We start from the raw sequence: 14,168 nt of genomic DNA, 5'->3' as shown, positions 1-14,168 counted from the left end.
CGCGACCCGCCGGCGCAGGGTCGGCGTGGCGGACATATCGGGCCAGACGGGAATCACGTTATACTCCCCCCACCACCACCGGGCGCCCCCGCGCGCCTGCCCGATCCCGGGGACGCCCCCAACCGCAGCCGGGGGAGGGTCCCATGCACGCCGTCGTCCGCACTTACAATGGCCATGGCGCGGTCGCGCTGTTCGATCTGCTCGACAGCCGCCGGGCCGAGATCGAGGCGCTGATCCGCAAGGTTCCGGGGCTCGTGTCCTACGAGATGATCCGCACGCGCGTGGGCGGCGTCTCGGTCACGCTGTGCGAGAGCAAGGAGGGGACCGACGCATCCGTCGATGTCGCGCGCGACTGGATCAAGGCCAATGCCGGGCACCTGCGCGTCGATCCGCCCATGGTGTCCGAGGGCGAGGTGATGGTGCAGATTGCCGCCGCCCGCCAGCGCGCCTGACGCCTCGCGGCGCGGCTCAGCGGTCCTTGCCCGCGAACTGGCGGCAGGGCGGTGTCACGAAGGCCGGGTCGTTGACGGTGCAGCGGATGAACAGCCGGTCGCGTTCCGTGCGCACCTCGCGCAGGGGCGGCTCGCCGGGATAGCGCGTCTCGCAGCCGGCGAGCAGCGCCAGCGCGATCCCTGCGGCCAGCCGCAGGGCGTGCGGCCCGCGCATCAGAACACCCGCGCCTGCGCGAGGTAGGAGACGATGGTCTTCTCCCCCAGCGCCTTAGCGGCCTCGAGCCGATGGTAGCCCTCGATCAGCACATAGCGCATCTCGGGCCCCTTGCCGTCGACCCGGCAGCGGATCGGGACCTTCTGGCCGTGCTCGAGCATGTCCTCGGCCAGCGCCGCGACCTTGGCGGGGTCGAGCGTGCGGACCCGCTTGACGGGGACGTGGATGCGGTCGATCGGCAGGCGGTGTTGCTCGAGCATCGGGCGGGTCCTCTCGCGGCGGGCGGCGGCCATCCTGCCACGGCACGGCGGCCCTGTCGCGCGTCCATGCCGGGCGGCTTCAGTCCCGCACCACCCCGTCCGAGTCGCCCGCGCAGCGCGAGCGCGGCAGCAGGTGCCGCCGCCCGCGCTCGTCGATCCCCACGCAGGCCTCGGCGTTCGAGGCGCCGAGGCTGCCGCCGCCGGGGAAGGCCTCGGTCGGGCTCATCGTGAAGCTGCCGCCCCAGGGCAGCTCGCGGTCGATCTCGCACCCGGCAAGGGCGAAAAGCGCGGCGAGCGCTGCCAGCAGGGTCAGGGGTCTGGGCATCGCATCCTCCGCGCGGGGCCGTGTGGTCGGGCCGACTGTGCCGCGCCCGGTGGCCGGGAGCAAGCCTGCCGCGGCAAGGAAAACCCCCGCGGCCTGCGGCGCGGCGGCGATGGTGGCTCAGCCGCGGGGGCGCCGCGTGTCAGGCCGCGGCGGCCATGCCGCTCTCGTCGCCCAGGCCCTGCCGCCCGCCCGAGCGGACATAGCTGAGCATGCCCTGGACGGTGCGCTCGTTGGGGTCGATGCCGGCGCAGCTCAGCACCGTGCGCCCGTCGCGCGAGCGTGCCCAGCTGGCGAGGTCGCTGGCGCCCCGGCCGGTCTTCCTCTCTTCCTTCACGGCGTCCTCCATCACGGCCATCACGACGGCCGCGAAGAGCCGGCGGGCGCGGTCGCCCTGCTCGTTGTCGAAGGCAATGCCATCGGTGTCGCGAAACATCTCGCGCCTCCTCGTCTCGATCATGGGATGCGGCGCGCAGCCGGGGCAACGCGCGGGATTAAGGGGAAATAGTGTGAAACTTCGGTGAATGAAAGCCCTTTGATGCAAGGCAGCCATGCGCTGGATGCAAGCCGTCGCCCGCCGGCAGGCGCGCGCGCCACCCCAGCTTCGTTGTGCCAAGGCCCGATCCGGTGTAATGTCCCGTTGCGTCCATCAGGGGCGCATGTTGGCCTGAAGACTTCGTCCCTTCACGGGGTGTCCTCGTGGGGTAGATGCCTCGGCGACATCTGAACCGAGGCGATGCCTCACATGCGACGACCTGGGGGCCGGGAAGCCCCGCAACGCGAAGGACTTGCAGTCATGGCCACTGGAACCGTGAAATGGTTCAACACCGAGAAGGGCTACGGCTTCATCGCGCCGGACGACGGCGGGAAGGACATCTTCGTCCATATCTCGGCCGTGCGCGCCGCAGGGATCGAGGCGCTCAAGGAGAACCAGAAGGTGTCCTTCGAGCTTCAGTCCGGCCGTGACGGTCGCATGTCCGCGGGGTCCATCTCGGTCCTTTGACCAGGCGCGCCCGGCGCAACTCGGCGGCGTCAGGGCTCGGTCGGGTGCTCCGCCAGGAAATGGCGGAGCGCGGCGAGAAGTTCGGCCGCATGTTCGCGCTTGCCCGCGGCGAGGGCCGCGCGGATGTCGTCGCGGATCATCGTGCGCACCGCAGCCGGCCCCTCGGTCGTCGACATGAGATATCCGGCCAGCGCGGCCGCCGCCGCCTCGGGGATGTGCTCGTGCTCGGCGATGGCGTCGATCTCCTCGCGCGTGAGGCCCGTGAGACCGATGCAGTCCTCGATCGAGATCATTTGTTCCTCCGCTCTCCCCAGTCCCGGCCTCCCAAGCGTAAGGATTGCAGGCGCGCGGCCGGCGCGCCATGATCCGTGTCAATCCGGCGACCGCCCGAATTCTTCGCGCAAGAGTTGCCTTCGACGGTGAAAGATGGCGAGATTGCCCGCGGTGGCGGTCGGGCAGGACGCTTCGGGGAGCTCAGGGAACATGCAGACGCAGCGAATTGACGGGTCGGGATGGATCGCGACGCTCTTCGATCCGGGCCACGCGAACATGTTCATCATCACCGTGCCGGCCCTGCTGATGGTGATGCTGGGCGCGCGAAAGTTCGCGCTGCTCTACTTCTTCGGCGGCGCGATGTACCTGATGCTGAAGAACATGAGCTGAGGCGGCGGGCGCCGCCTCACCACCACCGCCGGGGGCGAGCGTCGAACCCGGCACGCGCCTCGAGCGCATGGGCCGCGTTCAGCAGCTCCGCCTCGCCCCAGGGCTTGCCGATGAGCTGGAGCCCCAGCGGCAGCCCGTTGGCCGAGAGCCCCGCCGGCACGGCGACGCCGGGCAGCCCGGCGAGGTTCAGCGTGACCGAGAACACGTCCTGCAGATACATCTGCACCGGGTCGCCGGTGACCTCGCCAAGCCCGAAGGCGGGCCCGGGCGAGACCGGCGTGAGGATCGCGTCCACCATCCCGAAGGCCGCCTCGAAGTCACGCCGGATCAGCGTCCGCACCTTCTGCGCCCGCAGGTAGTACGCGTCGTAGTAGCCCGCCGAAAGCACGTAGGTCCCGACCATGACGCGGCGGCGCACCTCGGGTCCGAAGCCTTCCGCGCGGCTTTTCTCGTACATCTCGACGATGCCGTCGCCCTGGTCGAGCCTCGCCCGGTGGCCATAGCGCACGCCGTCATAGCGCGCGAGGTTCGAGGACGCCTCGGCCGGCGCGATGATGTAGTAGGCGGGCAGCGCGTATTTCGTGTGCGGCAGCCGGATCTCGACGACCTCGGCGCCCGCGTCGCGCAGCATCTTGGCGCCCTTGTGCCACAGCGCGGCGGTCTCCTCGCCAAGCCCCTCGGCATATTCCGCCGGCAGGCCGATCCGCTTGCCGCGCAGATCGCCGGTCAGCGCCGCCTCGAAGTCGGGCACGTCGATCTGGGCCGAGGTCGAATCCTTGGGGTCGTGCCCGGCCATGTGCCTGAGCAGGATCGCGACGTCGCGCACCGAGCGCGCCACCGGCCCCGCCTGGTCGAGCGACGAGGCATAGGCCACGATCCCCCAGCGCGAGCAGCGGCCATAGGTCGGCTTGATTCCCGTCACGCCGCAGAAGGCCGCGGGCTGGCGGATCGAGCCGCCCGTGTCGGTGGCCGTGGCGCCGAGGCAGAGCCCTGCCGCAACCGCCGCCGCCGATCCGCCCGACGAGCCGCCCGGCACGATCGGGGTCGCGTCGCCCGAGCGCCGCCAGGGCGAGATGCACGGGCCGTAGACCGAGCTTTCGGTCGACGAGCCCATGGCGAACTCGTCCATGTTGAGCTTGCCCAGCATCACCGCGCCGGCGTCCCACAGCTTCGCGGTCACCGTGCTCTCGTAGGGCGGCACGAAGCCCTCGAGGATGCGCGAGGCCGCCTGGCTGCGCACCCCTTCGGTGCAAAAGAGGTCCTTCACCCCCAGCGGTATGCCTAGGAGGTCGCCGTTCTGTCCGGCCGCGCGGGCACGGTCGGCGGCGTCGGCCATTTCGCGCGCACGCTCGGCCGCGACGGTGGTGAAGGCGTTCAGGGGGGCTGCCGCTTCGATCTCGGCAAGGCAGGCGTCAGTCAGCTCCCGCGCGCTGAAATCGCCCCTGCGCAGGGCGTCGCGGGCGTCCGAGATCGTCGGGACGGGCAGGGTCATCGACGTCACTCCACCACCTTGGGGACCGCGAAGAAGCCCTCGCGCGCGTCCGGCGCATTGGCCAGCACCTTGTCGCGGATGCCGCCATCGGTGACGACATCCTCGCGGGCCCTCAGCTTCATGGGGGTCACCGAGGTCATCGGCTCGACGCCGTCGACGTCGACCTGCTGCAACTGCTCGACCCAGCCGAGGATGCCGCTCAGCTCGCGCGCGAGCTGTTCGAGCTCGTCCTCGGCGACCGAGATGCGGGCGAGATGCGCCACCTTGCGCGCTGTCGCGGCGTCGATGGTCATGGATGCGGCCTCCGGGCTTGGGGTCGTGACGTTGCGTGGTTTAGCGGGCGTGCCGGGCCGCCGCAAGGCCGCGCGGGACCAGCGCCATGCGCCTTGCGGATCGGGCGGAATTCGCCATTCTGGCGCCGGACCGGAACAACACGGAAGGGCCCACGATGAAAGTCACCTGGCTTGGTCACGCGAGCTTCCGCATCGAGACCGCGGGAAAGGTGCTGCTGCTCGATCCCTGGCTGCGCGGCAACCCCGCCTTCGACGAGAGCCGTCTCAATGAGGCGGTGGCCGGCGCCACGCATATCCTGGTCACCCACGGCCATGGCGACCACGCCGCCGACGCGCCCGAGATCGCGCGCAAGACGGGCGCGACCCTCGTCGGCATCTACGACTGGGTGAGCTGGATCACCGCGGCGGGCGATGTCGAGGGCATCGGCATGAACAAGGGCGGCACGGTCGACCTGGGCGGGGTCAGGGTCACGATGGTCAATGCCGTCCATTCCGCCTCGGCCACCGGGCCCGACGGGGCGCCGGTCTACACGGGGACCGAGTCGGGCTTCATGGTCGAAAGCGGCGCGGTCACCCTCTACGTGATGGGCGACACCGACGTCATGGCCGACATGGGCGTGTTCCAGGACCTGCATGCGCCCACCCATGCCATCGTGCCGATCGGTGGGCATTTCACCATGGACGCCACCCGCGCGGCCTATGCGTGCAGGAAGTTCTTCGATTTCAAGGGCGTGATCGTCAGCCACTACCGCACCTTCCCGCTGCTGGCGCAATCGGCCGACGAGTTCCGCGCCAAGGTCGCGCCTCTCACGGTGCACGCGCCCGAGGTGATGGAGAGCGTGACGCTCTGAGCACCGGCCGGCGCCGGAATGGACACGAGCCTCGTTGAACCCCGTGCCACTCCCCGCGAGGTCCCGGGTCAAGCCCGGGACGGCGCTGAAGGGGAAGCTTCGGGACAGGGGCCGGTCGCGGCCCGCTGCCCCGGTCTCCGAGCCATGGCTCCGCGCGCTCAGCCGAGTGCTAGGCCCAGCGTCCGGGCAAGCCGGTCGCGCACCGCCGCCGCCTTGGCGCTCCAGTCGGCCGCGAGGCTCAGGCAAAGGTTGGCCTGGCTCTGCAGGATCAGCCCGTCCGAGAGCACGCGCAGGTGGTTCGCGCTGAGCGTCTCGCCCGACGAGGTGATGTCCACCAGCGCCTCGAAGCTCTGGTTCTTCGGCCCCGCTTCGGTCGCGCCCTGGCTGTCGACGATGCGGTAGTCGGCGACGCCCCTGCGGCGGAAGAACTCGCGCGTCAGGGTGTGATACTTGGTGCCGATCCTGAGCGCCGCGCCATGGCGGGCGCGGAACTGGGCGCAGGCCTCGTCGAGATCGGCCATCGTCTCGACGTCGATCCACCAGGCTGGGACGGCGACGACGAGGTCGGCATGGCCGAAGCCCATCGCGGCGACGATCCGCACGCGGGCCTCCCAGCCGGCGATCTTCTCGCGGATCAGGTCCTCGCCGGTCACGCCGAGGTGGATGCGACCGCGGTCCAGCTCGCGCGGGATCTCGCCGGCCGAGAGCATCACGACGTCGAGCCCCTCGACCCCTTCGGCGAGGGCTGCGTATTCGCGTCCCGCGCCGCTGCGGCGAATGCTGACGCCTCGGGCGGCGAACCACTCGACCGTGGCCTCCATCAGCCGCCCCTTCGACGGCAGGCCCAGCGTCAGCGCGCCCATCACGCGCCCCCCGCCGCGGCGAGCGCGGCCTCGGGGCGGATCATCGCGCCGATGGCAGGGATCGCGCGGCCTGCGCCGAGCCGCGCGGTCATGCTGTCATAGCGCCCGCCACCCGCCAGCGGCAGGGCGGGGTCGGGGCCGGTGATCTCGAAGACGAAGCCGTCGTAGTATTCGAGATTGCGCCCGAAATCGGCATCGAAGGCCAGCGTCGCGCCGTCGAGCCCGCGCGCCGCCATCGCGTCGAGCCGGCGCGCGAAGGCGTCTAGTTGCGGGCCGAGGTCGACCCCGGCTGCGGCGGTGAGGTCCCTGAGCCGCGCCAGCGCCTGCTCGGCGGGGCCGGTGACGGCCAGGGCGGCCTCGATGAGATCGGCCTGCGCCGCTGGCATCGGCGGCTCGGCCGCGGCCTCGGCCAGGGCGGCCGCGCGCTCGGCGATGTCCTCGATCTCACGCAGGCCGATGATCTCGCCTTCCGCTGCGGCGAGGCGCTCGATCCGGGCGAGCGGGTCTGGTGCTGCAACGGCCGCGATCAGCGCGGCGCGCCGCGGCGTGGGGGCAGGTGCGCCCGCCACCGCCCCGGCCACCAGCGCGTGGAAGCGCGCCGGCCGCCACAGGTGCCGGCGCAGCCGGGCGCGGCGTCCCGCAGGCATCTCGAGCGCGTCGAGGAGGCCGAAGACGATGCCGAGATCCCCCGTGGTCACGCGGTGCGCGCCGACCCCGAGCAAGCCGAGCCCGCGCAGCGTGAGATCGAGCACCTCGGCCTCGGCCGCGGCAGGGTCGGCGGCGCCGAGGTTCTCGACGCCGGCCTGCAGATACTCGACCGGGCGGCTCGAGCCGGCGGCCTGCCGCCGGAACACCGGGCCCTGGTAGGCGTAGCGTGCCGGTCTGCCCCAGCCCCGCTCGCCATGAGCCAGCACGACCGGGACGGTGAAGTCCGGCCTGAGGCACACCTCGTCGCCACCACCACCCGGGAAAAGGAAGGCGCGGGCGCGGATATCCTCGCCATAGAGGTCGAGCATCAGGTCGGCGGGAAAGAGATGCGGCGGCGACACGGCCTCGTAGCCCGCGCCGGTGAACAGGCGGGCGAGCCCGCCAAGCGCCCGCTCGAGCGCCGCGAGGTCGGGTCCGAGCCGCGTCGGGGGCGTCACGCCGCGCCGTCTCCGCCACGGGCCGCGCCGGGCCCGCGGGCATCCGCCCGCGCCAGCATCGCGCGCAGCTCCGCCACCAGGTCGGATCGGGCGACAGTCTGCTGCGCCGGCTGCTCGCGCCATTCCTCGCGCGTCTCGATCTCGGCCGAGAGCCGCGCCCCGAGGTCGAGATCCTTGAGCTGCACGACGCCCTGCGCCCGCTCGTCGCCACCCTCGATGATCGCGATGGGCGACTGGCGACGGTCGGCATACTTGAGCTGCCGCGCCATGTTGCCGCCGCCGAGGAACACCTCCGCGCGGATGCCGGCGCGGCGCAGTTCGGCGCACATCGTCTGGTAGTCGGCCATCCTCTCGCGATCCATCGCGAGGATCACCACGGGCCCCGACGCCTCGGCCGCGCCCGCCCGGCCGATGGCGCGCAGCGCCGCGAGCAGCCGGTCGACGCCGACCGAGATGCCGGTCGCCGGCACCGCCTGCCCGGTGAAGCGCTTGACGAGATCGTCATAGCGTCCGCCGCCGGCGACCGAACCGAACTGCCGGCGATGGCCGTCCTCGTCGACGATCTCGAAGGTCAGCTCCGCCTCGAACACGGGGCCGGTGTAATAGCCGAGCCCGCGCACCACCGAGGGGTCGAGGATCGCGCGGCGCGAATAGCCCTGCGCGTCCATCAGCGCCGCGATCTCCTCGAGCTCGTCCACCCCCTCGGCGCCGATGGCCGAGCCGCCGACCAACTCGCGCAGCCGCGCGCAGGTCGCGGCCCCCGTCTCGCGCCGGGCCGAGACGAAGCCCATCACGATCGCGGCCTGCTCGTCCGAGAGCCCCGCGCCCCTCGTGAAGTCGCCCGACTCGTCGAGCCGCCCCTTGCCCAGCAGTGCGCGCACCCCGTCCTCGCCCAGCCGGTCGAGCTTGTCGATGGCGCGCATCACGATGCCGCGCTCATGCGCCCGGACTTGCGGATCGGCGGGGTCGAGCACCCCGATCGCCTGCATCACGCCGTTCAGAACCTTGCGGTTGTTGATGCGGATGACGACATCCTCGGGCCGGATGCCGATCGCCTCGAACGCGTCGGCCAGCATCATGCAGATCTCGGCGTCCGCGGCGACCGTCTGGCTGCCCACGGTGTCTGCGTCGCACTGGTAGAACTGCCGGAACCGCCCGGGCCCCGGCTTCTCGTTGCGCCAGACGGGCCCCACGGCGTAGCGCCGATAGGGCTGCGGCAGGTCCATCCGGTGCTGGGCAAAGACGCGCGCCAGCGGCGCCGTCAGGTCGTAGCGCAGCGCGAGCCAGGTCTCGTCGTCGTCCTGCCAGGCAAAGACGCCCTCGTTCGGGCGGTCCACGTCTGGCAGATACTTGCCCAGCGCCTCGACCGTCTCGACGGCCGAGGACTCGAGCGGGTCGAAGCCGTAAGCGTGATAGACCTCGCAGATCGCGTCGAGCATCCGGCGGCGCTCGACCACCTCCTGGCCGAAATAGTCGCGAAAGCCACGCGGCGTTTCCGCCTTGGGGCGGGGCGCCTTCTTCACCTTGTCCTTGGCCATCGACCGGTCCCTCGTCCGCACGTCCGGCACGCGCGCGGGGGTTCCCTAGCGGATCGGCGGGTGAGGGGCAAGCGGGCGGGCCGCCGCAAGGCTCAGCCGAGCGCGGCCTTCACCCGCGCGTTGGCGTCGCAGAAATCGATGCGGCCGGGATAGCGGTTGCGCAGCAGCCCCATCACCTTGCCCATGTCGCGGATCGACGTGGCCTGGGTCTCGGCGATCGCGTTGCGGATGGCGGCGTCGTATTCCTCTCCCGTCAGCGGGCGGGGCAGGAACTGCCGGATGATGGCGATCTCGTCGCGCTCGCGCTCGGCCTCCTCCATCCGGCCGGCTTCCTCGTAGTCGGCGATCGACGTCTCGCGCTGGGCGATCATGCGGGCGAGCAGCGCGATCGTCTCGGGCTCGTCCAGCCGCCGCCCCTCGTCGCCGCCCAGCGACCTGTCACGGTCACGGATGGCGGCAAGCATGAGCCGCATCATGCAACATCGGACGTCGTCTCCGGCCTCCTCCGCGTCGCCGAGTGCGGATGCAATCCGGTCTCTGATCATCGCTCGCTACCCTGAACGACCCTGAACGCCTTGCAGTCGCACGCCTTCAAGGCGCGCGAAGTTGCGACGTTACACGAGCGTCACGAACCGGGCAATGGCCAACGCAGCCAGCGCGATTCCGGAAACCATATGTATTTCAATCTCTTGAGAATTCTTGACCTGTCCCTGCGGCGGGACTAGGTTCCTGCCGCCCCGGGTGCGACCCCATCCCGGTGCGACTCGCATCCTGGGAGAGTGCCATGACCGCCGCCGCCGAAACCGCCACGCCGCCGGGTGCGACCGCCTGCATCGCGCTGGCCGATGGAACGCTCATCTTCGGCCGCGGCTTCGGCGCCGAGGGGGTCGCGGTGGGCGAACTCTGTTTCAACACCGCGATGACCGGCTACCAGGAGATCATGACCGATCCCTCGTATGCCGCGCAGATCGTCACCTTCACCTTCCCGCATGTCGGGAATGTCGGCACGAACGCCGAGGACGACGAGACCGCCGATCCGGTGGCGCGCGGCATGGTGGTCAAGTGGGACGTGACCGATCCCTCGAACTGGCGCGCCGCCGATCACCTGTCGGGCTGGCTGGCGCGGCGCGGGCGGATCGGCGTGTCCGGCTTCGATACGCGCCGGCTCACCCGGCTGATCCGCGACCGGGGGATGCCGCATGTCGCGATCGCGCACGATCCCGCTGGGCGCTTCGACACGGACGCGCTTGTCGCCGCGGCGCGGGCCTTTCCCGGCATCGACGGCAGCGATCTGGCGATCGAGGTGACCTGCCCGCAGCCCTATCGCTGGGACGAGGGACGCTGGGCCTGGGGCGAGGGGCACGCCCGCGTCGAGGGCGCGCGCCGCAAAGTCGTCGCGGTCGATTACGGCGCCAAGCGCAACATCCTGCGCTGTCTCGCCTCGGCCGGCTGCGACGTGATGGTGCTGCCCGCGACGGCGACGGCCGCGGACGTGCTGGCGCATGATCCCGACGGCGTGTTCCTGTCGAACGGCCCGGGCGATCCGGCGGCGACCGGGGCCTATGCCGTGTCGATGATCCGGGGCGTGATCGAGGCGGGCAAACCCGTGTTCGGGATCTGCCTGGGCCACCAGATGCTGGCACTCGCGCTGGGCGGGCGCACCGTGAAGATGAACCACGGCCATCATGGCGCCAACCATCCCGTCAAGGACCTCGAGACCGGCAAGGTCGAGATCACCTCGATGAACCACGGATTTGCCGTCGACGCCGCGAGCCTGCCGGCGGGCGTGGTCGAGACCCACGTCTCGCTCTTCGATGGCTCGAACTGCGGCATCCGGATGGAGGGGCGGCCGGTCTTCTCGGTGCAGTACCACCCCGAGGCGAGCCCGGGGCCGCAGGACAGTTATTACCTGTTCGACCGCTTCGTCGCCGCGATGGCGTGACGGCGCCGGCGCGGCCGCCGCGCCATGGTTAAGGCCGCGTTAACCTGAGATTCCGTAACGCTGTCCTCCGGTGTTGTGTCGGAGGGCGTCCGGGTGTCGTTGTGTCGCCGGTTCGGCCGGTCGAGCCGTCAGCAGGTGGCGGGGTGACCGTCGCGACCTTCATGGGCGGGCAGGGCGCGCCTGTCGCTTCCCGACGGCCGGGGCCTGCCATCGGACAGATCCTCGTCGCGCGCGGCGCGCTCGGCGACCGCGAGCTGGCGGCGGCGCTCGCGCTGATGCCCGAGCGCGGCTGCCGGCTGGGCGAGCTCGTCTGCGCGCACGGCTGGTCGGGGGCGGGCGACGTGGCTGCCGCGCTCGCCGAGCAATGGGGCCTCGCGCCGGTCGATCTCGCCGCCGAGCCGCCCGACCCCGACCTCCTCGCGGCGGCGGAGGAGCTGGGCGGCTGGCTCGCCGCCCGCCGTCTTCCCTGGCGGCGGCTTGCCGGTCGTATCCTGCACGTGACCGACGACCCGGTGCGCGCCCTCGCGGACGGGAAGTTCGAGCCCGCCGATCTCGTCGTCACGACGGCGGCGCAGTTCGACGTGGCGGTGCAGCGGCTCTGCGCGCCGGCGCTTGCCGAGCGTGCGGCGCGGCGGACCGCGGCGGGCGAGAGCGTACGCAGCCTCGGCCTCGCGCGTGCGGCCACCGGCGCCGGGCTCGCGGCGGCGGCCTCCGCCGCGTGGCTGCTGGGCGGCGCTCTCGCGGGGCTTGCCGCGGCGGCGCTGCTTGTGCTCAACGCCCTCACCACGCTGCTGCGCCTTGCCGCGATGCTGGCGGGCGAGCGCAGGGGCGAGCGCCTCGACCGCGCGCCGAATGTCGAGCTGATTCGCTGGCCGCGGATCGACCTCCTCGTGCCGCTCTACCGCGAGGGGCGGATGGTGCCCGAGATCCTCGCGGCGATCGACGCGACCGACTACCCGCGCGAGCTGCTGGGCGTGAAGTTCATCGTGGAGGCGGACGACCGCGCGACGCAGGATGCGCTTTCGGGCGCCAGCCTGCCCGGCTGGGCCAGCGTGCTGGTCGTGCCGGGCGGCGCGCCGCGGACCAAGCCGCGGGCGCTCAATTATGCGCTGGACTTCTGCCATGGCGGGATCGTCGGCATCCTCGATGCCGAGGACCGGCCCGAGCCCGCGCAGTTCCGGCGCGTCGCCCGCCATCTCGCCGCCGCGCAGGCCGAGGTGGCCTGCGTGCAGTGCCAGCTCTCGTTCTTCAACGCGGCGGAGAACTGGATCACACGCTGCTTCCAGGTCGAGTACTCGATCTGGTTCGACGTGCTGCTGCGCGGCTTCCAGCGGCTTGGCCTGCCGATCCCGCTGGGCGGGACCTCGGTCTATTTCCGGCGCGACGCGCTCGAGCGGCTGGGCGGGTGGGACGCGCACAACGTGACCGAAGACGCGGACCTCGGGATGCGGCTGGCGCGGCGCGGTCTGCGCTGCGAGGTGCTCGACTCGACGACGCAGGAGGAAGCGAACTGCCGCGCGCTTCCCTGGGTGCGGCAGCGCTCGCGCTGGCTCAAGGGCTATATCCTCACATGGCTCAGCCACATGCGCCGGCCGCTGGTGCTGTGGCGCGACCTCGGCGCCGCCGGCTTCTTCGGGCTCAACCTCCTGCTGATGGGCGGGGCGGTGACCTATCTTGCCATGCCGCTGTTCTGGGTCTCGGTCGGGATATGGGCGGCGAGCGGGCAGGGGATCTGGGCCGGGCTCGTGCCAGACTGGCTGCTCGTGCCGCTCGGCGTCTCGCTCGGGTTCGGGCAGGCCGTGATGCTCGGATGCGCGGCGCTGGCGATGATGCGGCGCGGAACGCCGGCGCTGCTCTGGTGGGTGCCCGTGCTGCCGTTCTACTGGACGCTCGGCTCGATCGCGGCTTGGAAGGCGGTGGCCGAGGTTCTGGTCGCACCCTACTACTGGGACAAGACGCGCCATGGCGTGAGCGCCTTGCTGGCCGGGCAGGCCTCGCGTCCCGGGCCGGCCACGGGCAGGAAGCCGCGTGGCTGACCGCGGGACGCCTGTGCCAGAATAATACGAACTGCATCCGGTGGCGGGGCCGAGCGCCAAAATGACTCGCCGCGAGGGCGAAATTCTGAGATATTAACAACGGGAAGCGTTTTGGAGCGGCGCTGGCCCGGCCGGGATACGGGACGAACGGACCACATATTGTCCAGTTCGTCTGTGTGCATTAAATGCCCGGAGCGTTGTCGATCGGTCGCGCATGAGGGGTGAGTTGGATCATTTCCGAGACATGGGGGGATTGGCGATCTCGCGTTTCGTCCGCGACGAGCGCGGAAGCGCGACCATGGAGATCGTTCTGTGGATGCCGTTCTTCCTGCTCCTCGTCTTCCTGACCGTGGATGCCTCGCTGCTCTACTGGCGGCATGGCGAGATGTGGAACATCGCGCGCGATGTCGCGCGCACGATCGCATCGGGCTCGCTGGACGGGACGGACAATGCCGCGGTGCAGGCGTTCCTGACGGATCGTCTCGGCATCACGGAAGCGACCGTTCAGACCGCGCCCACGCTCGACGGCCAGGGGATCATCGTCCGGGTCGAGCGCAACCCCGACTTCCTGACCACCTTCTCGATCTTCTCGAACCTGATCGGCGGCGATATCGCGGCCGAGGTCGTGTTTCGGGTCGAGCCATGAGCGCGGTCGTGACACTGCGGCGCCTCGCCGCGCGCTTCGTCGCCGAGGAGCGCGGCACGGCGACCGTCGAGCTGGTCGTCTGGATTCCGTTCTTCATGCTGATGCTGTTCGTGATCATCGACGCGTCGACCTTCTACTGGCGCTACACCGCCATGTGGGACATGACGCGCGACCTCGCGCGCGACATCTCGATCGGCCGGTACGGCATCATCGGCACCGAGACCTATACCGCTGTGACTGCAAGCTTGAACGCGGACGTTCAGCAGCGGCTCGGCGGCGCCTTCACCGCACAGCTGATCGACGGGGGGTCGTTTGATCCGGGGCTGCTGGTCACCGCCGATGTCCGGGCGATGAGCATCTTCAATTTCTTCGGGACCTTCTTGAGCGATGATCCCACCGTGGCGACTTATGTTCGTCTTCACAAAGAGCCCTTCTAACTGCAGGAGGC

General features: G+C 70.8%; 19 protein-coding genes. 8 read left to right on the top strand and 11 right to left on the bottom strand.

What is annotated here, in order from left to right; translation table 11 throughout:
* Positions 1-143: 143 nt before the first annotated feature.
* On the top strand, positions 144-452 hold the full coding sequence (locus M1105_RS09110; protein WP_249580036.1) for a hypothetical protein: 309 nt from the start codon (positions 144-146) through the stop codon (positions 450-452).
* A 16-nt stretch (positions 453-468) separates the two neighbouring features.
* Here M1105_RS09110 and M1105_RS09105 read toward each other — a convergent pair whose 3' ends face one another.
* The 4 genes from M1105_RS09105 to M1105_RS09090 all read right to left on the bottom strand — a co-directional run bounded on the left by M1105_RS09105 (position 469) and on the right by M1105_RS09090 (position 1,684).
* Entirely contained in the window at positions 469-666 is a 198-nt protein-coding gene (locus M1105_RS09105; RefSeq protein ID WP_249580035.1) for a hypothetical protein, read from the bottom strand.
* Positions 666-926, bottom strand: coding sequence for a ParB N-terminal domain-containing protein (locus tag M1105_RS09100; protein ID WP_249580034.1), 261 nt, complete (start codon positions 924-926; stop codon positions 666-668). The genes M1105_RS09105 and M1105_RS09100 overlap by 1 nt, the downstream gene beginning before the upstream one ends.
* A 79-nt stretch (positions 927-1,005) precedes the next feature.
* A complete protein-coding gene (locus M1105_RS09095) occupies positions 1,006-1,251 on the bottom strand; it encodes a hypothetical protein (RefSeq protein WP_249580033.1) in 246 nt (81 codons plus the stop codon).
* A gap of 139 nt (positions 1,252-1,390) precedes the next feature.
* Positions 1,391-1,684 (bottom strand): DUF6280 family protein, encoded by a 294-nt coding sequence (locus M1105_RS09090; protein ID WP_249580032.1) that lies wholly within the window; start codon positions 1,682-1,684, stop codon positions 1,391-1,393.
* 360 nt (positions 1,685-2,044) lie between these two features.
* Between M1105_RS09090 and M1105_RS09085 the strand changes: the two genes are divergently transcribed.
* Positions 2,045-2,251, top strand: a complete 207-nt coding sequence (locus M1105_RS09085; protein WP_249580031.1) for a cold-shock protein — start codon at positions 2,045-2,047, stop codon at positions 2,249-2,251.
* A gap of 29 nt (positions 2,252-2,280) precedes the next feature.
* Here the strand turns inward: M1105_RS09085 and M1105_RS09080 are convergent, their stop codons facing one another.
* The gene (locus M1105_RS09080; protein WP_249580030.1) at positions 2,281-2,544 is read right to left on the bottom strand and encodes a hypothetical protein; all 264 of its coding nucleotides are present in this window, start codon (positions 2,542-2,544) and stop codon (positions 2,281-2,283) included.
* A gap of 190 nt (positions 2,545-2,734) precedes the next feature.
* On the opposite strand from M1105_RS09080, the gene M1105_RS09075 reads away from it, so the two are divergent.
* The gene (locus M1105_RS09075) at positions 2,735-2,914 is read left to right on the top strand and encodes a hypothetical protein (protein WP_249580029.1); all 180 of its coding nucleotides are present in this window, start codon (positions 2,735-2,737) and stop codon (positions 2,912-2,914) included.
* 16 nt (positions 2,915-2,930) lie between these two features.
* Here M1105_RS09075 and gatA read toward each other — a convergent pair whose 3' ends face one another.
* Together gatA and gatC are read right to left on the bottom strand one after the other, a co-directional pair.
* The gene (gene gatA / locus M1105_RS09070) at positions 2,931-4,406 is read right to left on the bottom strand and encodes an Asp-tRNA(Asn)/Glu-tRNA(Gln) amidotransferase subunit GatA (RefSeq protein ID WP_249580028.1); all 1,476 of its coding nucleotides are present in this window, start codon (positions 4,404-4,406) and stop codon (positions 2,931-2,933) included.
* Between the two features lie 5 nt (positions 4,407-4,411).
* Entirely contained in the window at positions 4,412-4,699 is a 288-nt protein-coding gene (gene gatC / locus M1105_RS09065) for an Asp-tRNA(Asn)/Glu-tRNA(Gln) amidotransferase subunit GatC (RefSeq protein ID WP_249580027.1), read from the bottom strand.
* 155 nt (positions 4,700-4,854) lie between these two features.
* Here gatC and M1105_RS09060 point away from each other — a divergent pair, with 155 nt between their 5' ends.
* Positions 4,855-5,550 (top strand): metal-dependent hydrolase, encoded by a 696-nt coding sequence (locus tag M1105_RS09060; protein WP_249580026.1) that lies wholly within the window; start codon positions 4,855-4,857, stop codon positions 5,548-5,550.
* 158 nt (positions 5,551-5,708) lie between these two features.
* Here M1105_RS09060 and hisG read toward each other — a convergent pair whose 3' ends face one another.
* From hisG to M1105_RS09040, 4 genes are all read right to left on the bottom strand, one after another.
* Entirely contained in the window at positions 5,709-6,413 is a 705-nt protein-coding gene (gene hisG, locus M1105_RS09055) for an ATP phosphoribosyltransferase (RefSeq protein ID WP_249580025.1), read from the bottom strand.
* Positions 6,413-7,558: an ATP phosphoribosyltransferase regulatory subunit gene (locus M1105_RS20830; protein WP_249580024.1), complete on the bottom strand. Its 1,146-nt coding sequence runs from the start codon at positions 7,556-7,558 to the stop codon at positions 6,413-6,415. The genes hisG and M1105_RS20830 overlap by 1 nt, the downstream gene beginning before the upstream one ends.
* A complete protein-coding gene (hisS, locus tag M1105_RS09045) occupies positions 7,555-9,096 on the bottom strand; it encodes a histidine--tRNA ligase (RefSeq protein ID WP_249580023.1) in 1,542 nt (513 codons plus the stop codon). Before hisS ends, M1105_RS20830 begins: the two co-directional genes overlap by 4 nt.
* 92 nt (positions 9,097-9,188) lie before the next feature.
* Entirely contained in the window at positions 9,189-9,641 is a 453-nt protein-coding gene (locus M1105_RS09040) for a GatB/YqeY domain-containing protein (RefSeq protein WP_264759560.1), read from the bottom strand.
* Positions 9,642-9,880: 239 nt separating this feature from the next.
* Here M1105_RS09040 and carA point away from each other — a divergent pair, with 239 nt between their 5' ends.
* From carA to M1105_RS09020, 4 genes are all read left to right on the top strand, one after another.
* Positions 9,881-11,038 carry a glutamine-hydrolyzing carbamoyl-phosphate synthase small subunit gene (gene carA, locus M1105_RS09035; RefSeq protein ID WP_249580021.1) on the top strand — a complete coding sequence of 386 codons (1,158 nt, stop codon included), beginning with the start codon at positions 9,881-9,883 and terminating at the stop codon, positions 11,036-11,038.
* A gap of 143 nt (positions 11,039-11,181) precedes the next feature.
* Complete coding sequence (locus M1105_RS09030; RefSeq protein WP_249580020.1) at positions 11,182-13,074, top strand: glycosyltransferase family 2 protein; 1,893 nt, start codon at positions 11,182-11,184, stop codon at positions 13,072-13,074.
* A gap of 298 nt (positions 13,075-13,372) precedes the next feature.
* Positions 13,373-13,720, top strand: coding sequence for a TadE/TadG family type IV pilus assembly protein (locus M1105_RS09025; RefSeq protein WP_249580019.1), 348 nt, complete (start codon positions 13,373-13,375; stop codon positions 13,718-13,720).
* Positions 13,717-14,157 (top strand): TadE/TadG family type IV pilus assembly protein, encoded by a 441-nt coding sequence (locus tag M1105_RS09020; protein ID WP_249580018.1) that lies wholly within the window; start codon positions 13,717-13,719, stop codon positions 14,155-14,157. Before M1105_RS09025 ends, M1105_RS09020 begins: the two co-directional genes overlap by 4 nt.
* Positions 14,158-14,168 lie beyond the last annotated feature (11 nt).

The organism is Thermohalobaculum sediminis, from assembly GCF_023487995.1.
Classification (GTDB): domain Bacteria; phylum Pseudomonadota; class Alphaproteobacteria; order Rhodobacterales; family Rhodobacteraceae; genus Thermohalobaculum; species Thermohalobaculum sediminis.
This window is presented reverse-complemented; position numbering and strand designations above follow the sequence as displayed.

Excerpts from the sequence above, each read along its gene's own strand:
- M1105_RS09110 (WP_249580036.1), top strand. The coding sequence starts at position 144 with ATGCACGCCGTCGTCCGCACTTACAATGGCCATGGCGCGGTCGCGCTG.
- M1105_RS09105 (WP_249580035.1), bottom strand. The coding sequence starts at position 666 with ATGCGCGGGCCGCACGCCCTGCGGCTGGCCGCAGGGATCGCGCTGGCG.
- M1105_RS09100 (WP_249580034.1), bottom strand. The coding sequence starts at position 926 with ATGCTCGAGCAACACCGCCTGCCGATCGACCGCATCCACGTCCCCGTC.
- M1105_RS09095 (WP_249580033.1), bottom strand. The coding sequence starts at position 1,251 with ATGCCCAGACCCCTGACCCTGCTGGCAGCGCTCGCCGCGCTTTTCGCC.
- M1105_RS09090 (WP_249580032.1), bottom strand. The coding sequence starts at position 1,684 with ATGTTTCGCGACACCGATGGCATTGCCTTCGACAACGAGCAGGGCGAC.
- M1105_RS09085 (WP_249580031.1), top strand. The coding sequence starts at position 2,045 with ATGGCCACTGGAACCGTGAAATGGTTCAACACCGAGAAGGGCTACGGC.
- M1105_RS09080 (WP_249580030.1), bottom strand. The coding sequence starts at position 2,544 with ATGATCTCGATCGAGGACTGCATCGGTCTCACGGGCCTCACGCGCGAG.
- M1105_RS09075 (WP_249580029.1), top strand. The coding sequence starts at position 2,735 with ATGCAGACGCAGCGAATTGACGGGTCGGGATGGATCGCGACGCTCTTC.
- gatA (WP_249580028.1), bottom strand. The coding sequence starts at position 4,406 with ATGACCCTGCCCGTCCCGACGATCTCGGACGCCCGCGACGCCCTGCGC.
- gatC (WP_249580027.1), bottom strand. The coding sequence starts at position 4,699 with ATGACCATCGACGCCGCGACAGCGCGCAAGGTGGCGCATCTCGCCCGC.
- M1105_RS09060 (WP_249580026.1), top strand. The coding sequence starts at position 4,855 with ATGAAAGTCACCTGGCTTGGTCACGCGAGCTTCCGCATCGAGACCGCG.
- hisG (WP_249580025.1), bottom strand. The coding sequence starts at position 6,413 with ATGGGCGCGCTGACGCTGGGCCTGCCGTCGAAGGGGCGGCTGATGGAG.
- hisS (WP_249580023.1), bottom strand. The coding sequence starts at position 9,096 with ATGGCCAAGGACAAGGTGAAGAAGGCGCCCCGCCCCAAGGCGGAAACG.
- M1105_RS09040 (WP_264759560.1), bottom strand. The coding sequence starts at position 9,641 with ATGATCAGAGACCGGATTGCATCCGCACTCGGCGACGCGGAGGAGGCC.
- carA (WP_249580021.1), top strand. The coding sequence starts at position 9,881 with ATGACCGCCGCCGCCGAAACCGCCACGCCGCCGGGTGCGACCGCCTGC.
- M1105_RS09025 (WP_249580019.1), top strand. The coding sequence starts at position 13,373 with ATGGAGATCGTTCTGTGGATGCCGTTCTTCCTGCTCCTCGTCTTCCTG.
- M1105_RS09020 (WP_249580018.1), top strand. The coding sequence starts at position 13,717 with ATGAGCGCGGTCGTGACACTGCGGCGCCTCGCCGCGCGCTTCGTCGCC.